Origin of the sequence: Streptomyces sp. NPDC001663 (assembly GCF_042893105.1) — a bacterium.
GTDB lineage: Bacteria > Actinomycetota > Actinomycetes > Streptomycetales > Streptomycetaceae > Streptomyces.
The window spans coordinates 145,715-161,951 of the sequence record NZ_JBIAUR010000026.1 but is presented as its reverse complement, the minus strand read 5'-3'; the positions used below and the strand labels follow the sequence as shown (position 1 = coordinate 161,951).

The 16,237-nt window shown below is 69.3% G+C and carries 18 protein-coding genes and 1 tRNA gene; 9 read left to right on the top strand and 10 right to left on the bottom strand.

Annotated elements, in window-relative coordinates; translation table 11 throughout:
- The coding region (locus ACFY1L_RS51270; RefSeq protein ID WP_388842163.1) for a transposase at positions 1-465 on the top strand (465 nt) is incomplete at its 5' end.
- 122 nt (positions 466-587) lie between these two features.
- On the opposite strand, the gene ACFY1L_RS51265 is transcribed toward ACFY1L_RS51270, so the two are convergent.
- The 5 genes from ACFY1L_RS51265 to ACFY1L_RS51245 all read right to left on the bottom strand — a co-directional run bounded on the left by ACFY1L_RS51265 (position 588) and on the right by ACFY1L_RS51245 (position 4,013).
- Positions 588-1,400: a DUF2637 domain-containing protein gene (locus ACFY1L_RS51265; protein WP_388842161.1), complete on the bottom strand. Its 813-nt coding sequence runs from the start codon at positions 1,398-1,400 to the stop codon at positions 588-590.
- A gap of 15 nt (positions 1,401-1,415) precedes the next feature.
- Complete coding sequence (locus ACFY1L_RS51260) at positions 1,416-1,556, bottom strand: hypothetical protein (RefSeq protein ID WP_388842159.1); 141 nt, start codon at positions 1,554-1,556, stop codon at positions 1,416-1,418.
- 506 nt (positions 1,557-2,062) lie between these two features.
- Positions 2,063-2,136, bottom strand: a tRNA-Pro gene (locus ACFY1L_RS51255).
- Positions 2,137-2,178: 42 nt separating this feature from the next.
- Complete coding sequence (locus ACFY1L_RS51250; protein ID WP_388842157.1) at positions 2,179-2,964, bottom strand: Pr6Pr family membrane protein; 786 nt, start codon at positions 2,962-2,964, stop codon at positions 2,179-2,181.
- Positions 2,965-3,083: 119 nt separating this feature from the next.
- A complete protein-coding gene (locus ACFY1L_RS51245) occupies positions 3,084-4,013 on the bottom strand; it encodes a metallophosphoesterase (RefSeq protein WP_388842155.1) in 930 nt (309 codons plus the stop codon).
- 119 nt (positions 4,014-4,132) lie between these two features.
- Here ACFY1L_RS51245 and ACFY1L_RS51240 point away from each other — a divergent pair, with 119 nt between their 5' ends.
- Positions 4,133-4,600 (top strand): GatB/YqeY domain-containing protein, encoded by a 468-nt coding sequence (locus ACFY1L_RS51240; protein WP_388842153.1) that lies wholly within the window; start codon positions 4,133-4,135, stop codon positions 4,598-4,600.
- Positions 4,601-4,729: 129 nt separating this feature from the next.
- Here the strand turns inward: ACFY1L_RS51240 and ACFY1L_RS51235 are convergent, their stop codons facing one another.
- Positions 4,730-6,991 carry a transglycosylase domain-containing protein gene (locus tag ACFY1L_RS51235; RefSeq protein ID WP_388842151.1) on the bottom strand — a complete coding sequence of 754 codons (2,262 nt, stop codon included), beginning with the start codon at positions 6,989-6,991 and terminating at the stop codon, positions 4,730-4,732.
- A 408-nt stretch (positions 6,992-7,399) separates the two neighbouring features.
- On the opposite strand from ACFY1L_RS51235, the gene wblA reads away from it, so the two are divergent.
- Positions 7,400-7,738, top strand: a complete 339-nt coding sequence (gene wblA, locus ACFY1L_RS51230) for a transcriptional regulator WblA (protein WP_185124443.1) — start codon at positions 7,400-7,402, stop codon at positions 7,736-7,738.
- A gap of 23 nt (positions 7,739-7,761) precedes the next feature.
- On the opposite strand, the gene ACFY1L_RS51225 is transcribed toward wblA, so the two are convergent.
- A complete protein-coding gene (locus ACFY1L_RS51225) occupies positions 7,762-9,126 on the bottom strand; it encodes an ArsA family ATPase (protein ID WP_388842149.1) in 1,365 nt (454 codons plus the stop codon).
- A 49-nt stretch (positions 9,127-9,175) separates the two neighbouring features.
- On the bottom strand, positions 9,176-10,153 hold the full coding sequence (locus tag ACFY1L_RS51220; RefSeq protein ID WP_388842147.1) for an ArsA family ATPase: 978 nt from the start codon (positions 10,151-10,153) through the stop codon (positions 9,176-9,178).
- 95 nt (positions 10,154-10,248) lie between these two features.
- Here ACFY1L_RS51220 and ACFY1L_RS51215 point away from each other — a divergent pair, with 95 nt between their 5' ends.
- From ACFY1L_RS51215 to ACFY1L_RS51200, 4 genes are all read left to right on the top strand, one after another.
- Positions 10,249-10,407 (top strand): DUF4177 domain-containing protein, encoded by a 159-nt coding sequence (locus ACFY1L_RS51215; protein WP_003991873.1) that lies wholly within the window; start codon positions 10,249-10,251, stop codon positions 10,405-10,407.
- The gene (locus tag ACFY1L_RS51210) at positions 10,407-10,871 is read left to right on the top strand and encodes a RidA family protein (RefSeq protein ID WP_388842145.1); all 465 of its coding nucleotides are present in this window, start codon (positions 10,407-10,409) and stop codon (positions 10,869-10,871) included. The genes ACFY1L_RS51215 and ACFY1L_RS51210 overlap by 1 nt, the downstream gene beginning before the upstream one ends.
- A 79-nt stretch (positions 10,872-10,950) precedes the next feature.
- A complete protein-coding gene (locus ACFY1L_RS51205; protein ID WP_388842143.1) occupies positions 10,951-11,832 on the top strand; it encodes an NUDIX hydrolase in 882 nt (293 codons plus the stop codon).
- Positions 11,829-12,659 carry an MBL fold metallo-hydrolase gene (locus ACFY1L_RS51200; RefSeq protein WP_388842141.1) on the top strand — a complete coding sequence of 277 codons (831 nt, stop codon included), beginning with the start codon at positions 11,829-11,831 and terminating at the stop codon, positions 12,657-12,659. Before ACFY1L_RS51205 ends, ACFY1L_RS51200 begins: the two co-directional genes overlap by 4 nt.
- Here the strand turns inward: ACFY1L_RS51200 and ACFY1L_RS51195 are convergent.
- On the bottom strand, positions 12,632-13,483 hold the full coding sequence (locus ACFY1L_RS51195) for a nucleotidyltransferase domain-containing protein (RefSeq protein ID WP_388842139.1): 852 nt from the start codon (positions 13,481-13,483) through the stop codon (positions 12,632-12,634). The genes ACFY1L_RS51200 and ACFY1L_RS51195 overlap by 28 nt on opposite strands.
- A 100-nt stretch (positions 13,484-13,583) precedes the next feature.
- Complete coding sequence (locus ACFY1L_RS51190) at positions 13,584-14,258, bottom strand: Crp/Fnr family transcriptional regulator (protein ID WP_361274993.1); 675 nt, start codon at positions 14,256-14,258, stop codon at positions 13,584-13,586.
- Positions 14,259-14,510: 252 nt separating this feature from the next.
- Here ACFY1L_RS51190 and nth point away from each other — a divergent pair, with 252 nt between their 5' ends.
- The gene (gene nth / locus ACFY1L_RS51185) at positions 14,511-15,440 is read left to right on the top strand and encodes an endonuclease III (RefSeq protein WP_388842137.1); all 930 of its coding nucleotides are present in this window, start codon (positions 14,511-14,513) and stop codon (positions 15,438-15,440) included.
- A 52-nt stretch (positions 15,441-15,492) separates the two neighbouring features.
- A complete protein-coding gene (locus ACFY1L_RS51180) occupies positions 15,493-16,188 on the top strand; it encodes an NUDIX hydrolase (RefSeq protein ID WP_388842135.1) in 696 nt (231 codons plus the stop codon).
- Positions 16,189-16,237: the final 49 nt, after the last annotated feature.

Genomic DNA, 16,237 nt, shown 5'->3' with positions numbered 1-16,237 from the left:
CTGCGTGATCCACCTGACCAGAGCCTCGCTCCGGCTCTCGTCGGTGCGGGACCACCCCAAACTCGTGCCGGCCCTCAAAGCGATCTACGCAGCCCGACCGAACAGGCCGCCGAACAGGCCCTCGACGCATTCGCTGCCTCTGACCTGGGTGAACGCTACCCAGCGATCGTCCGGACCTGGCGGTCGGCCTGGCCGGAGTTCACGCCCTACCTCGCGTTCCCGTCGGCCATAAGGACGGTGGTCTACTCCACGAACATGGTCGAGTCGATCAACTCGCGGCTCCGCAAAGCCACCCGCAACCGCGGGCACTTCCCCTCGGAACAAGCCGCGTTGAAGGTCCTCTACCTCGCGGTCCGCGAGCAGATCAACCCCAAAGCGCGCGACGCGAACCACGTCGCCGCACACTGGAAAGAGGCACTGAACCAGTTCTCACTCTTCTTCGAGGACCGGCTCAGCATCCAATGAAACCAGGCGACTTACACAAGATCACTGACACGCCCTATCAGCGTGAATCTTCGGGATGTGGCCAGCATTGAACCGGACGCTTTGATCTAGTCGCGGACGGGTCGCCTCGTAAAAGCGCGAGGCTAATTGCTCTTGGCTTTCGAGGGCTCCGGATGTCTGGGGGTGTGGCGCTGGCGGCGTCGAGAGGTCCTCTGGCGCGGTGGCCGGGTCAGCGTGATCTGACGGACCAGTTGTTGGAAGCAGGCCAGGGATGCGACGGCCGGCAAGGCGGCTGCGGCGACACTCGTGAAGGTCTTCTCCGCCTCGGCCATGCAGAGGATCATCGCGAGGGAGGAAAACAGCAGAACGACGAACCAGGAGTGCATGGCACGTCGTTGGTGCAGGGCAGTCCGCAGGATGGAGAGCGAGGCCACCATCCACGGGCCGTAGATCAGCAGAGGCCACCCGTGAGCCGTGGCCCCCCGTGCACCCGGCGCGACGTGTTGCAGCGGTGCGTAAGCCACCATGCCGCCGAAGACGCTCACCATCGACACGATGACGGCCGCCAACGCGGCGATCACGAAGCTGAGGGTCTGCAGCCATGTGAAGTGCAGTTTGCGGGCCCGCACTTTCCGATGCCCGGCGGAGAAGCGCCGGATGGGCGGCAACTCGGCAGTGAGCTGTACCAGGTTGTCCATCGGGGCGTTGGCGTCGCCGACGCCGGGGGAGGGCGGCTCGCTACGAGGGGGCTGCGCGGCGGCCCCCTGCTCTGCCGTCGCGACATCCTGCAAGAGGTGGGTGAGTTCCTCGACCGGGTCCCAGGCCTCTTCGGGGGGTGCCATCGAATGCAGGGTGTCGGCAGAGCCCCTGTTCCAACCGGTCGACTGTCCGTTGGCGTTCGCACCGGGATACCGATCATTCCGGGTGAACCAGTGATCCGGATAATCGTGATTCACGAAACCCACCCCCCGTCACATGCGGGATGCGTGGCAATCGGAACGCCCCTGGCTGTTCCACCGTTGGCTGAGTTCCTCCTGGGCCGTGTCCAGCAGGGTCAGGAGCTCACTGAGCAGCGGCTCGGTGACCCGCAGTTCGACCTTCGTGCCGTCCACGTGCAGGGTGCCGCTGGAATCGGGAGATGAGTATGCCGCGGCAGGCGTGAAGATGTACCGCCCTACCGCCACAGCGCGGGTCGCGGGCAGATTCTCTGCCGTCGCTCCGGAGCGGTGCGAGGGAAAGAGACTTGCTTTCGTCATAGTCCGCTAACGCGTTCCGCGCTTCTCCGGATGCGCGGCAAACGAGTGAGGCAATTTGGTGAAGTTTTTAGAGATGGCGTTCGTAATTAGAGCCAACCGGGTTGCATTCAATGCGTAAAGAATCGAGCGGGTTGTCCTTTGAGTACTTTTCGGAAAGGAGGAACGGCTCGACACCCACGGACAGGGTTCGGCGGCCTCCTCACGGGGGCCTCGGGCTCGGTCGTGACAGGGTTGCCCGGTCGATCACGGTCGGCGACCGCGAGCGCCACACCGAGAAGGATCTTTCGGGATCGTGCGGCGCACGGCCCCCCGAACACGCCAGAGGCCCATCCGCGATCACGCGGATGGGCCTCTGACCTGTGTCGGGGTGGCGGGATTTGAACCCACGACCTCTTCGTCCCGAACGAAGCGCGCTGCCAAGCTGCGCTACACCCCGATGTCGCTGCTGGTCCTGCTTGTCGCGGCGACGTCGTTTACTTTAGCCCACCGGTGGCTGTAGACGAAATCCGGTTTTGGCGCGGTGGCGGACGGGGTTCGGGCGGGCGTGGTCCAGGGCCACGAGGAGGACGGCGAGGGCGTAGAAGGCGAGGCCGAGGAGGAGGGCGTTGCCGAGGACGTGCTTGTAGCCGTGGAGGTCGACGTCCAGGAACGGGTAGAGATAGCGGCCCGGCGTGCCGGGGAGGATCAGCTCGCCCCGGACGAGGGAGAACGTCAGGTACGCCAGGGGGTAGAGCAGCCACGTCGCCGCCTGGCGGAGGTGCAGGCGGCCGGGGGCCGTCAGTACCAGCCAGTTCAGCAGCGCCGCGAACGGCACCGCCGTATGCAGGATCTGGTTGCTGATCCACTGCCAGCCGGTCGGAGCTGCCGTGGCGCCCGTCATCGAGAACGGCGTCGAGGTGCCGGCCAGGAACACGTGGTACACCAGGCCGGTGATGGTTATGTAGAGCAGCGTCGCACCGGTCAGCGCGGAGGGGAGGGGGCGGCGGGCCGCCCAGGCCCGGCGGGCCTCGATCGTGAAGACCAGTGCCAGCAGCAGGTTGCTCTGGATCGCGAAGTAGCTCAGGACTCGGACCGGGCTGCCGAGGACCAGGTCGATCGTCACGCCCGCCACCGCCAGCGCGGCGACCAGGAGGCGGTACGCGGCGGTGTACGGACGGTGCACGCGCGGCAGTACCGCGGTGGCGGGGACCGGGGAGGGCAGCAGCGCGGGCACGCGGGGAACCGCCGGGAGGTCCGGGATGTCCCTGGGTATGGGGGCCGTCATGCCCTCAAGCTAGGCAAAACGGACAGATGTGGCGATGTGGGTGGGGCGACCGGGTTACCCCCTGCGCCCCACGCCGTCTCAGCCGTCTCACCGACGACGACCGCTCACTGCTGCGGCTGCTACGCCTCGCGGCTCACCAGCGTCAGCAACGTCGCCTCCGGCGGGCAGGCGAACCGCACCGGCGTGTAGCGGTTGGTACCGCACCCCGCCGACACGTGCAGATACGACGTACGGCCCTCCGACTCATGCGTGGACAGGCCCTTGACCCGGTCCGTGTCCAGGTCGCAGTTGGTGACCAGGGCACCGTAGAAGGGGATGCACAGCTGGCCGCCGTGGGTGTGGCCGGCCAGGATCAGGGGGTACGCGTCCGCCGTGAAGGAGTCCAGCACCCGCAGATACGGCGCGTGCACCACGCCCATCGAGAAGTCCGCGGCGCCCGAGGGGCCGCCGGCCACGTGCGCGTAGCGGTCGCGCTTGATGTGCGGGTCGTCCAGGCCCGTCAGCTCCAGCAACATGCCCTCGATCTTCAGCGTCCCGCGGGTGTTCGTCAGGTTGAGCCAGCCCGCAGCGTCGAAACCGTCCCGCAGGTCCTCCCACGGGTTGTGGATCGCTCCTACGACGGGCGGGTTGCCGTTCAGGCCGTGGCGGCCCTTGACCTTCTCGAACAGGTAGCGGGCGGGGTTGCGGGGCCTGGGTCCGTAGTAGTCGTTCGAGCCGAAGACGTACGCGCCCGGGAACTCCATCAGCGGGCCCAGCGCGTCCAGTACCTCCGGCACGCCCTCCTGGTCGGACAGGTTGTCTCCGGTGTTGATCACGAAGTCGGGGCGCAGCCCGGCCAGCGAGCGCAGCCAGCGCTGCTTCTTGCGCTGCCCGCCGACCATGTGGATGTCGGAGACCTGCAGCACCCGCAGCGGCCGCATCCCGGCCGGCAGCACGGGCACGGTCACCCGTCGGAGCCGGAAGGAGCGGGCCTCGAAACCCGCCGCGTACACCACACCGGCGGCACCGGCCGCCGCGATCCCCAGAGGTACTCCGTATCGAGCGCGCATACGTCCATCGTGTCAGACCCCAGGAGTGCCCCGTGCCCGGCGCCCCTTGAGCGTCCTGTGCCCGCCCGCCCCTTAAATGAGCGGGCGTTGGGCCTTGCACACCTGCGACAATCAAATCCATGACCACCACGCTCAAGTCGAAGCTGCAGGAAGACCTCAACGCCGCGATCAAGGAGCGCGACGAGCTCCGCTCCTCGACGCTCCGGCTGACGCTCACCGCGATCACCAAGGAGGAGGTCGCGGGCAAGGAGAAGCGCGAGCTCTCCGACGACGAGGTGCTGAAGGTGATCACCAAGGAGGCGAAGAAGCGCCGCGAGGCGGCCGACGCCTTCGCGCAGGGTGGTCGCGCCGAGAGCGCCGAGCGGGAGAAGGCGGAGGGCGAGCTCCTCGCCGCGTACCTGCCCAAGCAGCTCAGCGACGAGGAGCTGAACCAGATCGTCGCCCAGGCCGTCGCGGAGGCGAAGGCGGCCGGCGCCGAGGGCCCGCGCGCCATGGGCGCCGTCATGAAGATCGTGAACCCGAAGGTCGCGGGCCTGGCCGAGGGCGGCCGAGTCGCCGCTGCGGTCAAGAAGTCCCTCGCGGGCTGACGGCCGGCCGCACCGGCGACACCGGCCACAGAACGCCGACGGCCCCCTTTCCTTCGTACACGGACTTCCGTCGTACGAGGAAAGGGGGCCGTCGGCGTTCTCAGGCCTGCCGGCTCCGGGACCGTCGCGTCACCCGCGCCGCCCCCCGTTGCCGTTCCCGTTGGTCTGTCCCTGGAACAGGTTGTCCGGGATGGAGAAGGTGGGCGTCGGGAAGGTGGTGCCGCCGTCCGTGCCGCCGTCGGTCAGGCCGCCGATGAGGCCGCCGTCGGTGGTGCCGCCGTTGTCGCCGTTGTCCCCGTCGCCGTTTCCGTCCCCCTTGCCCTTGTCGCCGTCGGGGATGTTGACGTAGTTGAAGTCGGGGGCGGCCTTGCCGTCCAGCGCGCCGTTCATCATGTCGCGCCAGATCGGGCCGGGCACCTCGCCGCCGAAGACCTTCTCGTGCCACACACCGCCGATGGAGATGTCGACCATCTTCCGCTTGTGCGCCGGGTCGCCGACCCACACCGCGCCCGCCATGTTCGGCGTGTAGCCGACGAACCAGGCGGCGTAACGGAAGTCCGTCGTACCGGTCTTACCGGCGCTCGGGCGGCTGCCGAGGCCCGCCTGCTGGCCCGTACCGTCCTCGACGACGCCCCTCAGCAGGGTGTTGATGGTGTCGGCGGTCTTCTCGGACATCGCCCGCGAGCAGGTCGACTTCGGGACCTGGAGCGACTTCGTCTTGTCACCGACCCGCTGGCTGATCGACTCGATGGCGATCGGCGTGCAGTACGTACCGCGCGAGGCGAAGGTCGCGTAGGCGTTCGCCATCGTCAGCGGGGACACCTCCTGGGTGCCCAGGGCGATGGACGGGGCCTGCTGCAGCTTCTTGCCGTCGGCCCGCTCGACGCCCATCTTGCCCGCCATCGTCGTCACCGGGCAGATGCCGATGTCGCTGATCAGCTGCACGTAGTAGGTGTTGACCGACTTGGCGGTCGCTTCCTTCATCGAGTACGGGCCGTGCTCCGTCTCGTTCTCGTTGGTGAGCTTGACGCCCTTCTCGTCCCAGGTCTTTCCGTCACAGGCCGAGACCGGGGCCGGGTAGTCCATCTCGTACGGCGAGGAGAACGTCTGTGTCGCCGGAGTGCCGCCCTCGATGGCGGCGGCGGCCACGATCGCCTTGAACGTCGAACCGGGCTGGTAGCCCGCGCCGCCGCCCATGTCCTGGTTCACGGACAGATTGATCTGGGTCTCGTGCTTGCCGAAGCCGTACGGACGCGACTGGCCCATGGCGAGGATCTTGCCGGTGCCGGGCTGGACGATGGTGGCGGCGGTCGCCACCGAGTCGCTCTTGTTGACGTGCTCCTTGATCGACGCCTGCGCCGACTCCTGGGCCTGCGGGTCGAGCGTCGTACGGATCGTCAGACCGCCCTGGTTCCAGACCTTCGCCCGGGCTTCCCTGGACTTGCCGAAGATCGGGTCGTTGAGGAACACCTCGCGGACGTAGTCACAGAAGAAGCCGGCGCCCTTGACCGCGGTGATGCAACCGTTCTTGGGCTGGCTGGGCTTGAGGCCGAGCGGCGTCTCCTTGGCCTTGTCGGCCTCGGACTGCGAGATGTCGCCCATGTCGGCCATGCGCTGCAGGACGACGTTACGGCGCTTGGTGGCCTCCGCCTCGTCGTTCACCGGGTCGTAGCGGCTGGGCGACTGGACGATGCCGGCAAGGAGCGCCGACTGCTGGACGTTGAGGTCCTTGGCGTGCTTGGAGAAGTAGCGCTGGGCGGCGGCCTCGATGCCGTAGGCCTGCTCGCCGAAGAACGTGATGTTCAGGTAGTTCTCGAGGATCTTCTTCTTGCCGAGCTCCTCCTCGACCTGGATCGCGTACTTCAGCTCCTTGATCTTGCGGCCGAGGGTCTGCTGAGTGGCCTGCGCGACCTTGGTCGGGTCGTCGCCGGCCTCCTCGATGGCGACGTTCTTCACGTACTGCTGGGTGAGCGTGGAGGCGCCCTGGGCCACTCCGCCGCTCTGCGCGTTCTTGTTCAGCGCGCGCAGGATGCCCTTCAGGTCGACCGCGCCGTGCTGGTAGTAGCGCGAGTCCTCGATCGCGACGATCGCCTTCTGCATGTACGGCGAGATGTCCTTGAGGGCGACCACCGTACGGTCGCGCGAGTACACCGTGGCGATCTGGCCGCCGTTGGCGTCGAGGATCGTGGTGCGCTGACTCAGCGGTGGCGTCTTGAGGTTGGCCGGGAGCTCGTCGAAACTCTCCACCGAACCCTTGGCGGCAAGTCCCAGCGCGCCGAAGGCGGGCAGCGCGATGCCGGCCAGCACGGCTCCTGCGAGCACACTGACACCGAGGAACTTGGCGGCCTGCTGCGTTGGCGACAGACCACCGCCCGAGCGCTTCTTTGGCATGAGGGCAGCCTACGTTCTCATTCGCCGGACACGCGTATATGCCTTGGCCTAAGCTGCTCCCAACTGTCACAGCAGTAGGGCCACGTATCAATACGTCCGGCGACCCCGAATCGTTCCGGAGGTTCCCCAACTTTTTTGATGGGGACGTGTCCGAATCCGCCTTGTGTGTCACCTGGCGCCCGTTGTGACTCAACTGAACTGTCCCGGTTTGCCGGGAAGATCACGCATGTCACCAGCTCACTCCCCCGGGTGATCTGCCGCTTACGCATAGTCCGTTCGGGCCATTCAAGATTGGGCCCGAAGGGGGTGTTGCGCTGTGCCCACCTTCCGTAACGTCCTCAACTGGCGGCGGTGAATATGCCGCTGCCGCCGTGGGGGAGCCTCGATTCGGGAGAGGACGGCGCCGGTATGGGCTGGGTAACCGACTGGAGTGCGCAGGCCGCCTGCCGCACTACCGATCCGGATGAACTGTTCGTTCAGGGAGCAGCGCAGAACAGGGCCAAGGCGGTGTGCACCGGATGTCCGGTACGCACGGAATGCCTGGCCGATGCGCTCGACAACCGCGTCGAGTTCGGCGTGTGGGGAGGCATGACGGAGCGGGAGCGCCGCGCACTGCTGCGCAGGCGACCCACCGTCACCTCCTGGCGTCGGCTTCTTGAGACGGCTCGTCTGGAATACGAACGCGGCGTGGGGATCCTGCCGCTCGACGACGACGAGGTGTACGAGAACTACGCGGCGGTGAGCTGAGACCACCCCCTCGGAGGCACGCCTCAGCCGCGCGTCTCGGGCAGCTCCGGCCGGTTGGCCGCGAGCCGGTCTCCGATGTCCCGCAGCCCCGCGAGGTCGTGCACATCGCCGGGCAGCGCGCCCACTTCGGCCACCGCCACCTCGGGGTGGAGCGCGGTGAAGCGGTCGCGCGTGCGCTGCTCGCGGGAGAGCAGTTGCATACGTTCGGCGTGCAGCCTCAACAGGCCTGCGGTGACCCGGTCGACGCCCTGATCCTCGTCGTCCGGACCGGGGGAGTTGGTCGCAGACGGGTCGGACCCGGTGGGCCCGGAGGCATCGGACTCGGCGGGCTCGGATGCGGGAGATTCTGAACTGCCGTACGTGTCGGGAGAGTTACGAAGTCCAGCTTTCCCGCCGTCCTGATCCACAATGCGGGGCTCCACAAGATTTTCCGCGGCGGTGAGCGCACGCTCGGCCGACAGCCGGGCGGCGCCACTGCCGTGGACCCGGTTGAGCACCAGGCCGGCGAGCGGCATGTCCTCGGCCGCCAGCCGCTCCACGAAGTACGCGGCCTCACGCAGCGCGTCCCGCTCCGGGGCAGCCACCACGAGGAACGCCGTCCCGGGCGCCTGCAACAGCTTGTACGTGGCGTCCGCGCGCGTGCGGAACCCGCCGAAGGTGGTGTCCATCGCGGCCACGAACGTCTGGACGTCCTTGAGGAGTTGACCGCCCAGCAGCTTGCCGAGCGTGCCGGTCATCATCGACATCCCGACGTTCAGGAACTTCATGCCCGCCCGTCCGCCGAGCTTCGCCGGAGCGGTCAGCAGCCGGATCAGCCGGCCGTCCAGGAACGAGCCGAGCCGCTTGGGTGCGTCCAGGAAGTCCAGCGCGGAACGGGACGGAGGCGTGTCGACGACGATCAGGTCCCACTCGTCCCGGGCCCGTAGCTGCCCGAGCTTCTCCATCGCCATGTACTCCTGCGTGCCCGCGAAGCCCGCCGAGAGCGACTGGTAGAAGGGGTTGGCCAGGATCGCGGACGCCCGCTCGGGGTCCGCGTGCGCCTCGACGACCTCGTCGAAGGTGCGTTTCATGTCCAGCATCATGGCGTGCAGTTCGCCGTCGCCGTCCACGCCCTTCACCCGGCGCGGGGTGTTGTCCAGGGAGTCGATGCCCATGGACTGGGCGAGCCTGCGCGCCGGGTCGATGGTCAGGACGACCACCTTGCGGCCGCGCTCGGCAGCCCTGAGGCCGAGCGCGGCCGCCGTGGTGGTCTTGCCCACACCGCCGGAGCCGCAGCACACCACGATCCGCGTCCTCGGGTCGTCGAGCAGCGGGTCGACGTCGAGCATGCGCGCGGGGGAGAGGCGGTGGCGGGCGGTCTCCTGCGTGTGGGCCGGCTCCGGACTCATGACATCCCCTGCTTCCGCTGCTTACGACTCGTGCTCCGCTTGCCCCGGCTCATGACAGGCCCTGCTCCCGCAGCTCGGTGGCCAGCTCGTACAGCCCGGCCAGGTCCATGCCCTCGGCCAGCAGCGGCAGTTCGTGCACCGGCAGGCCCGACTCACCGAGCACCGCCCGCTGCTCGTGCTCCAGCGCATACCGCTCGGCGTACTCCTCGGCCTGCTGGAGCAGGGGGTCCACCAGCTTCTCGGCGTTCCCACCCCGCCGCGCCCCGCCGAGCCCCGCCGCCGAGAGCGACCTGGCAACAGAAGAACGCGGCACGCTCCGTACGAGTTCCAGGTCCGCCGGGTCCAACACCTGCGGCCGGACCATGTTCACGATGATTCGCCCCACCGGCAGCTTCGCCGCCCGCAGTTCGGCGATCCCGTCCGCGGTCTCCTGGACGGGCATCTCCTCCAGCAGCGTCACCAGGTGCACGGCCGTCTCCGACGACTTCAGCACCCGCATCACGGCCTGCGCCTGATTGTGTATCGGCCCGATCTTCGCGAGCCCGGCCACCTCGTCGTTCACGTTCAGAAAGCGGGTGATGCGGCCGGTGGGCGGCGCGTCCATGACGACGTAGTCGTACGCGAACCGTCCGGACTTGTCCTTGCGGCGCACCGCCTCGCACGCCTTGCCGGTCAGGAGTACGTCTCTGAGCCCGGGCGCGACGGTGGTGGCGAAGTCGATCGCGCCGAGCTTCTTCAGGGCCCGTCCGGCGCCCCCCAGCTTGTAGAACATCTGGAGGTAGTCCAGAAGGGCCAGTTCGGGGTCTATGGCGAGGGCGTACACCTCCCCGCCCCCCGGAGCGACGGCGATCTTCCGCTCCTCGTAGGGCAGCGCCTCCGTCTCGAAGAGCTGCGCGATGCCCTGGCGCCCCTCGACCTCGACGAGAAGCGTCCGCTTCCCCTCGGTCGCGAGGGCCAGCGCGAGTGCGGCGGCGACCGTCGTCTTTCCGGTCCCGCCCTTGCCGCTGACGACCTGGAGCCTGCTCACGTCTTCGAGCCTAACCAGTCTGTGTGCCAACCACGCGACGGCCTGTGGATAACGCGGGAACAGGCGGCGGGCGGGCAGCGGCTAAAGTCGGCCACATGACCAAGTGGGAATACGCAACCGTGCCGCTGCTCGTCCACGCAACGAAGCAGATTCTGGACACCTGGGGCGAGGACGGCTGGGAGCTCGTCCAGGTCGTGCCCGGGCCGAACAACCCCGAGCAGCTGGTGGCCTACCTGAAGCGGGAGAAGCAGTAATGGGCGCCGTCGAGGCGAAGCTCGCCGAACTCGGCCTGAGCCTGCCCGAGGTCGTCCCGCCGCTGGCCGCGTACCAGCCCGCCGTGCAGTCGGGCGTCTACGTCTACACGTCCGGCCAGCTCCCCATGGTGGAGGGCAAGCTGCCCGTCACCGGCAAGGTCGGCGCGGAGGTCACGGCCGAGGAGGCCAAGGAGCTCGCCCGCACCTGCGCGCTGAACGCCCTGGCCGCCGTGAAGTCCGTGACCGGCGACCTGGACCGCATCGCGCGCGTGGTGAAGGTCGTGGGCTTCGTCGCCTCGGCGTCGGACTTCACCGGCCAGCCCGGTGTGGTCAACGGCGCGAGCGAGCTGCTCGGCGAGGTCCTCGGCGACAAGGGCGTGCACGCGCGCAGTGCGGTCGGCGTGGCGGTGCTGCCGCTGGACGCTCCGGTGGAGGTCGAGATCCAGGTCGAGCTCGTCCCGTAGCCGACTGCCCGCCCCGGGGGCGGCGCTCTGACCTCGGGGACCTCTCGAACATTCGCGCACCACGGGATAGCCTCCGCCCATGGCGAATGGGCAGTGGTTTCCGCAGGACTGGCCGGAACGCATCCGTGCGCTCGCCGAGGGCACGCTCACTCCGGTCGTCCCCAAGCGCGCGGCGACCGTCATGCTCCTGAAGGACACCGACGGCGGTCCCTTCGTCCACATGCTGCGCAGACGCGCCTCCATGGCCTTCGCCGGAGGCGCGTACGCGTATCCGGGCGGCGGCGTCGACCCCCGCGACGACGAGCACCACATTCGCTGGTCGGGCCCCACTCGCGCGTGGTGGGCGAAACGGCTCGGCGTCGACGAGCGGGCGGCCCAGGCGATCGTCTGCGCGGCCGTGCGCGAGACGTACGAGGAGGCGGGCGTCTTGCTCGCCGGCGAGTCCGCCGACTCCGTGGTCGGTGACACCACGGGCGAGGACTGGGAGGCCGACCGCGCGGCCGTGGCCGCCCGTGAGTTCTCCTTCGCCGAGTTCCTGGACCGCCGCGGGCTGGTCCTGCGCTCGGACCTCCTCGGGGCCTGGACCCGCTGGATCACCCCGGAGTTCGAGGCCCGGCGCTACGACACCTGGTTCTTCGTCGCCGCCCTCCCGCACGGCCAGCGCACCCGCAACGCCTCCACGGAGGCCGACCGCACGGTGTGGATCAGGCCCCAGGAGGCGGCAGAGAGCTACGACAAGGGCGAGCTGATGATGATGCCGCCCACCATCGCCACCCTGCGCCAGCTCGCCCCCTGCGCCACCGCCGACGAGGCACTCGCCGCGGCCCCCGGCCGCGACATGACCGCCGTACTGGCGCAGGCCCGCCTCGAAGGCGACCAGATCGTGCTGACCTGGCCGGGCCACGACGAGTTCACCAAGCGCATCCCGACCGACCTCCCGACCGGTGGAGCCCCCGCATGACGGACGCAGCAGCCCTTCCCGGCCAGCCACGGGGCGGTGTCCTCTCAGGCCTCGCCACTCCCCGGGCCGTCAACGTCTTGGCGCCCAATGCCTCGGCGATGACCCTCGACGGCACGAACACCTGGATCCTGGCCGAGCCCGACTCGGACCTGGCCGTCGTCGTCGACCCCGGCCCGCTGGACGAGGGCCACCTGCGCACCGTCGTGGACACGGCCGAGAAGGCCGGCAAACGCATCGCGCTCACCCTGCTGACCCACGGCCACCCGGACCACGCGGAGGGCGCCGCACGCTTCGCCGAGCTGACGGCCACCAAGGTGCGGGCCCTGGACGCGGCGCTGCGGCTCGGCGACGAGGGACTGGCCGCCGGTGACGTGGTCACGGTCGGCGGCCTGGAGCTGCGGGTCGTACCGACCCCCGGCCACACCTCGGACTCGCTCTGCTTCCACCTCCCGGCCGACCGGGCGGTCCTGACCGGCGACACCATCCTCGGCCGCGGCACGACGGTCGTGGCCCACCCCGACGGCCGCCTGGGCGACTACCTCGATTCGCTACGACGCCTGCGCTCGCTGACGGTCGACGACGGCGTCCACACGGTCCTGCCCGGCCACGGCCCGGTCCTGGAGGACGCCCAGGGCGCCGTCGAGTTCTACCTCGCCCACCGCGCCCACCGCCTCGCCCAGGTCGAGACGGCGGTGGAGGACGGCTACCGCACGCCCGCCCAGGTCGTCGAGCATGTGTACGCGGACGTGGACCGCTCCCTGTGGCCGGCGGCGGAGCTGTCGGTGCGGGCGCAGCTGGACTACCTCGAGGAGCACGGGCTGATCTGAGCCCTTGGGGCTTTGACGCCGTGCACGCGCGCGTACTCGTCGGCGAGCCACGGCCCGAGGTCGTCGACGTAGGAACGCAGTACGGCGGCGTCACCGGTCGCCTCGTACCCGAGGACGGCCGCGGCGCGCATCTGCTCGGCACGCTCCGGGTAGTACGCGCCGAACGCCTCGGCCATCTCCTCCAGATCGCTGGTCCAGCCGTTCCAGCGGGGCATGACCAGCGTGAACCCGGTACGGACGAGATGCCGGGACATGAACCGCACGAGCGGCCGCCGGGCCTCGTCCGCGTGCTCGGCGTGCTCGGCGTCCGCGATCCGCTGCCGCCAGCGGGGCAGCAGCAGGGCGAGGTCTCCGTTGGTCTCGCGGGCCAGCAGGGAGTCGGGCCGGTAGCGCGGCAGATACTCGGCGAGGTCCTCCCCGAGCAGTGGCGTGCACAGACAGGCGACGAACCAGCCCAGGTCGTACGTCTCCTGCTCGCTCAGCAGCCGCGCCCGGCTGTACAGCAGCGTGCCGACCCCGTCGATCTGCGGGAACTCCTTGTCGACGGCCTCACCGAGCGCCCGGGCGGCCTCCCGGTCCGTGTCCGACGGCTCCTCTTGCAGCGCGACGAGCAGATCCAGATCACTGCGCCCCACGCGCGCGTTGCCGCGCGGAACCGACCCGTAGAGGTACGCGCTGTGCAGCCGAGCTCCGAACACCTCGAGCAGCCGGTCGCGGGCGGCGGCGACGACGGGACGGAAGGCGTGCGGCACGCGCGCGAGGGAGCCCTCGCGCTCGATGTAGCCCTGGGCGTCGAGGCCTCTGGGGGGAAGCGTTTCAGCCATGGGGCAACTACATCAGCCCGTCCGGCGTTTGAGGACGAGGCCGTTCAGGCCGAACGGGGATCTGGGGGCAGAACCCCCAGAAGCACCCCCAAGGCCGGCGTCAGCGCGACCGCTTGGCCAGACGCTCGACGTCCAGCAGGATCACGGCCCGCGCCTCCAGGCGGAGCCACCCGCGCTGCGCGAAGTCCGCCAGCGCCTTGTTGACCGTCTCGCGGGACGCGCCGACCAGCTGGGCCAGCTCCTCCTGCGTCAGGTCGTGGACGACGTGGATGCCCTCCTCGGACTGCACGCCGAAGCGGCGCGAGAGGTCCAGCAGGGCGCGGGCCACGCGGCCGGGCACGTCCGAGAACACCAGGTCGGACATCGCGTCGTTGGTCTTGCGCAGGCGGCGGGCGACGGCGCGCAGCAGGGCGCCGGCCACCTCGGGGCGGGCGCTCAGCCAGGGCTGCAGGTCACCGTGGCCGAGGCCGAGCATCTTGACCTCGGTCAGCGCGGTGGCCGTGGCGGTGCGCGGGCCCGGGTCGAAGAGCGACAGCTCGCCGATCAGCTCGCCGGGACCGACGACGGCGAGCATGTTCTCGCGGCCGTCGGGGGAGGTGCGGTGAAGCTTCACCTTGCCCTCGGTGACGACGTAGAGCCGGTCACCGGGGTCGCCCTCGTGGAAGAGCGCGTCACCGCGCGCGAGGGTCACCTCACTCATGGAGGCGCGGAGCTCCGCGGCCTGCTCGTCGTCGAGCGCCGCGAAGAGCGGGTTGCGCCGCAGAACGTCGTCCACGAGTACTCTCCTTGTCGACCTGCTCAGGGGATCTTGCTCCCCCTTGGTACCAGGGGACCGTGCTCCCCATTTTGCCGGACGGTCCAAACAGTGTGATCTGTCACAAGGATGCCGCACGCATGTCCCGGGGTAAGCGGCAGGGGTCCAATTGGGGGCCGATCTCCTGGGTCCGGGGCGGATGTCAGTGCCGGGCTTTAGGCTGGCCGGGTGTCCAAATCGCCGGTGAGAGCACAGGCCAAGGGGGCTGGGCGGGTGGTTGTACGTCGTGATTCCGCTGTGGGCGAACAGAACCCTGGTGGCGGAAAGAAACCGGCAAAAGCGGTGAAAAGCGCTACGGCGAAATCGGCTGCCGCGAAATCGACTGCCTCGAAGTCGGCGGCCGTGAAGCCGGTCGCCAAGCCGCCGAAGGACGAGTCCCGCACCGCTCTGGTCCGCCGGGCCCGCCGTATCAACCGCGAGCTCGCCGAGGTCTATCCGTACGCCCATCCCGAGCTGGACTTCGAGAACCCCTTCCAGCTCGTGGTGGCGACGGTCCTGTCGGCCCAGACCACCGACCTCAGGGTCAACCAGACGACGCCCGCGCTGTTCGCCAAGTACCCGACGCCGGAGGACCTGGCCGCAGCCAACCCCGAGGAGGTCGAGGAGATCCTCCGCCCGACCGGCTTCTTCCGGGCCAAGACCAAGTCGGTCATGGGCCTGTCCAGGGCCCTGGTGGAGCAGTTCGGGGGCGAGGTCCCGGGCCGTCTCGAAGACCTGGTCAAGCTGCCCGGCGTGGGCCGCAAGACGGCGTTCGTCGTGCTGGGGAACGCGTTCGGACGGCCCGGCATCACCGTGGACACGCACTTCCAGCGGCTCGTGAAGCGCTGGCAGTGGACCACCGAGACCGAGCCGGACAAGATCGAGGCCGCCGTCGGCGCGCTCTTCCCCAAGAGCGACTGGACGATGCTCTCGCACCACGTGATCTTCCACGGCCGCCGCATCTGCCACGCTCGCAAGCCCGCCTGCGGCGCCTGCCCGATCGCCCCGCTCTGCCCGGCGTACGGCGAGGGGGAGACGGACCCGGAGAAGGCGAAGAAGCTCCTCAAGTACGAGAAGGGCGGCTTCCCGGGCCAGCGACTGAAGCCCCCGCAGGCGTACCTGGACGCGGGCGGCAGGGCGGCACCGCCGCTGGGGGCCGGATGACGGAACGATCAGGAGGTCGTCGGGCGTTGGACTCGGCAGAACGGGGGTGGCGATGACGCGCGCGAGCAATACGCAGGGCGGTCCGGTGACGCTGAGCAAGGAGGGCCTGCCCGAGTGGCTGGACCCGGTGGTGCGGGCGGTGGAGACGGTCCAGCCGCTGCAGCTGAGCCGGTTCCTGCCGCCGGAGAACGGGGCGGGGAGGCAGTCGGCCGTACTGATCCTCTTCGGCGAGGGCGAGCGCGGCCCCGAGCTGCTGCTGATGGAGCGGGCCAGCTCGCTCAGGTCCCATGCGGGGCAGCCGTCCTTCCCCGGCGGAGCCCTTGACCCCGAGGACGGCGACCCGAAGGCCGACGGGCCGCTGCGGGCCGCTCTCCGCGAGGCCGAGGAGGAGACCGGGCTGGATCCGGCAGGCGTCCAGCTCTTCGGCGTCCTGCCCAGGCTGTACATCCCGGTCAGCGGCTTCGTCGTGACCTCGGTGCTCGGCTGGTGGCGCGAGCCGAGCCCGGTCGCAGTCGTCGACCCGAACGAGACGGCGAGGGTCTTCACGGTCCCCGTGGCGGATCTCACGAACCCCGACAACCGCGCCACGACCGTTCACCCCAGCGGCTACCGAGGTCCGGCATTCCTGGTCGAATCGGCCCTGGTCTGGGGCTTCACGGCCGGAATCATCGACCGCCTGCTCCACTACTCGGGCTGGGAGCGCCCCTGGGACAGGGAGAAGCAGGTCCCGCTCGACTGGCGGTCATGACAGGGTGTCTGCCGTGCTGTGTCCGTCTGGGTGACGCGGCATCCCAATT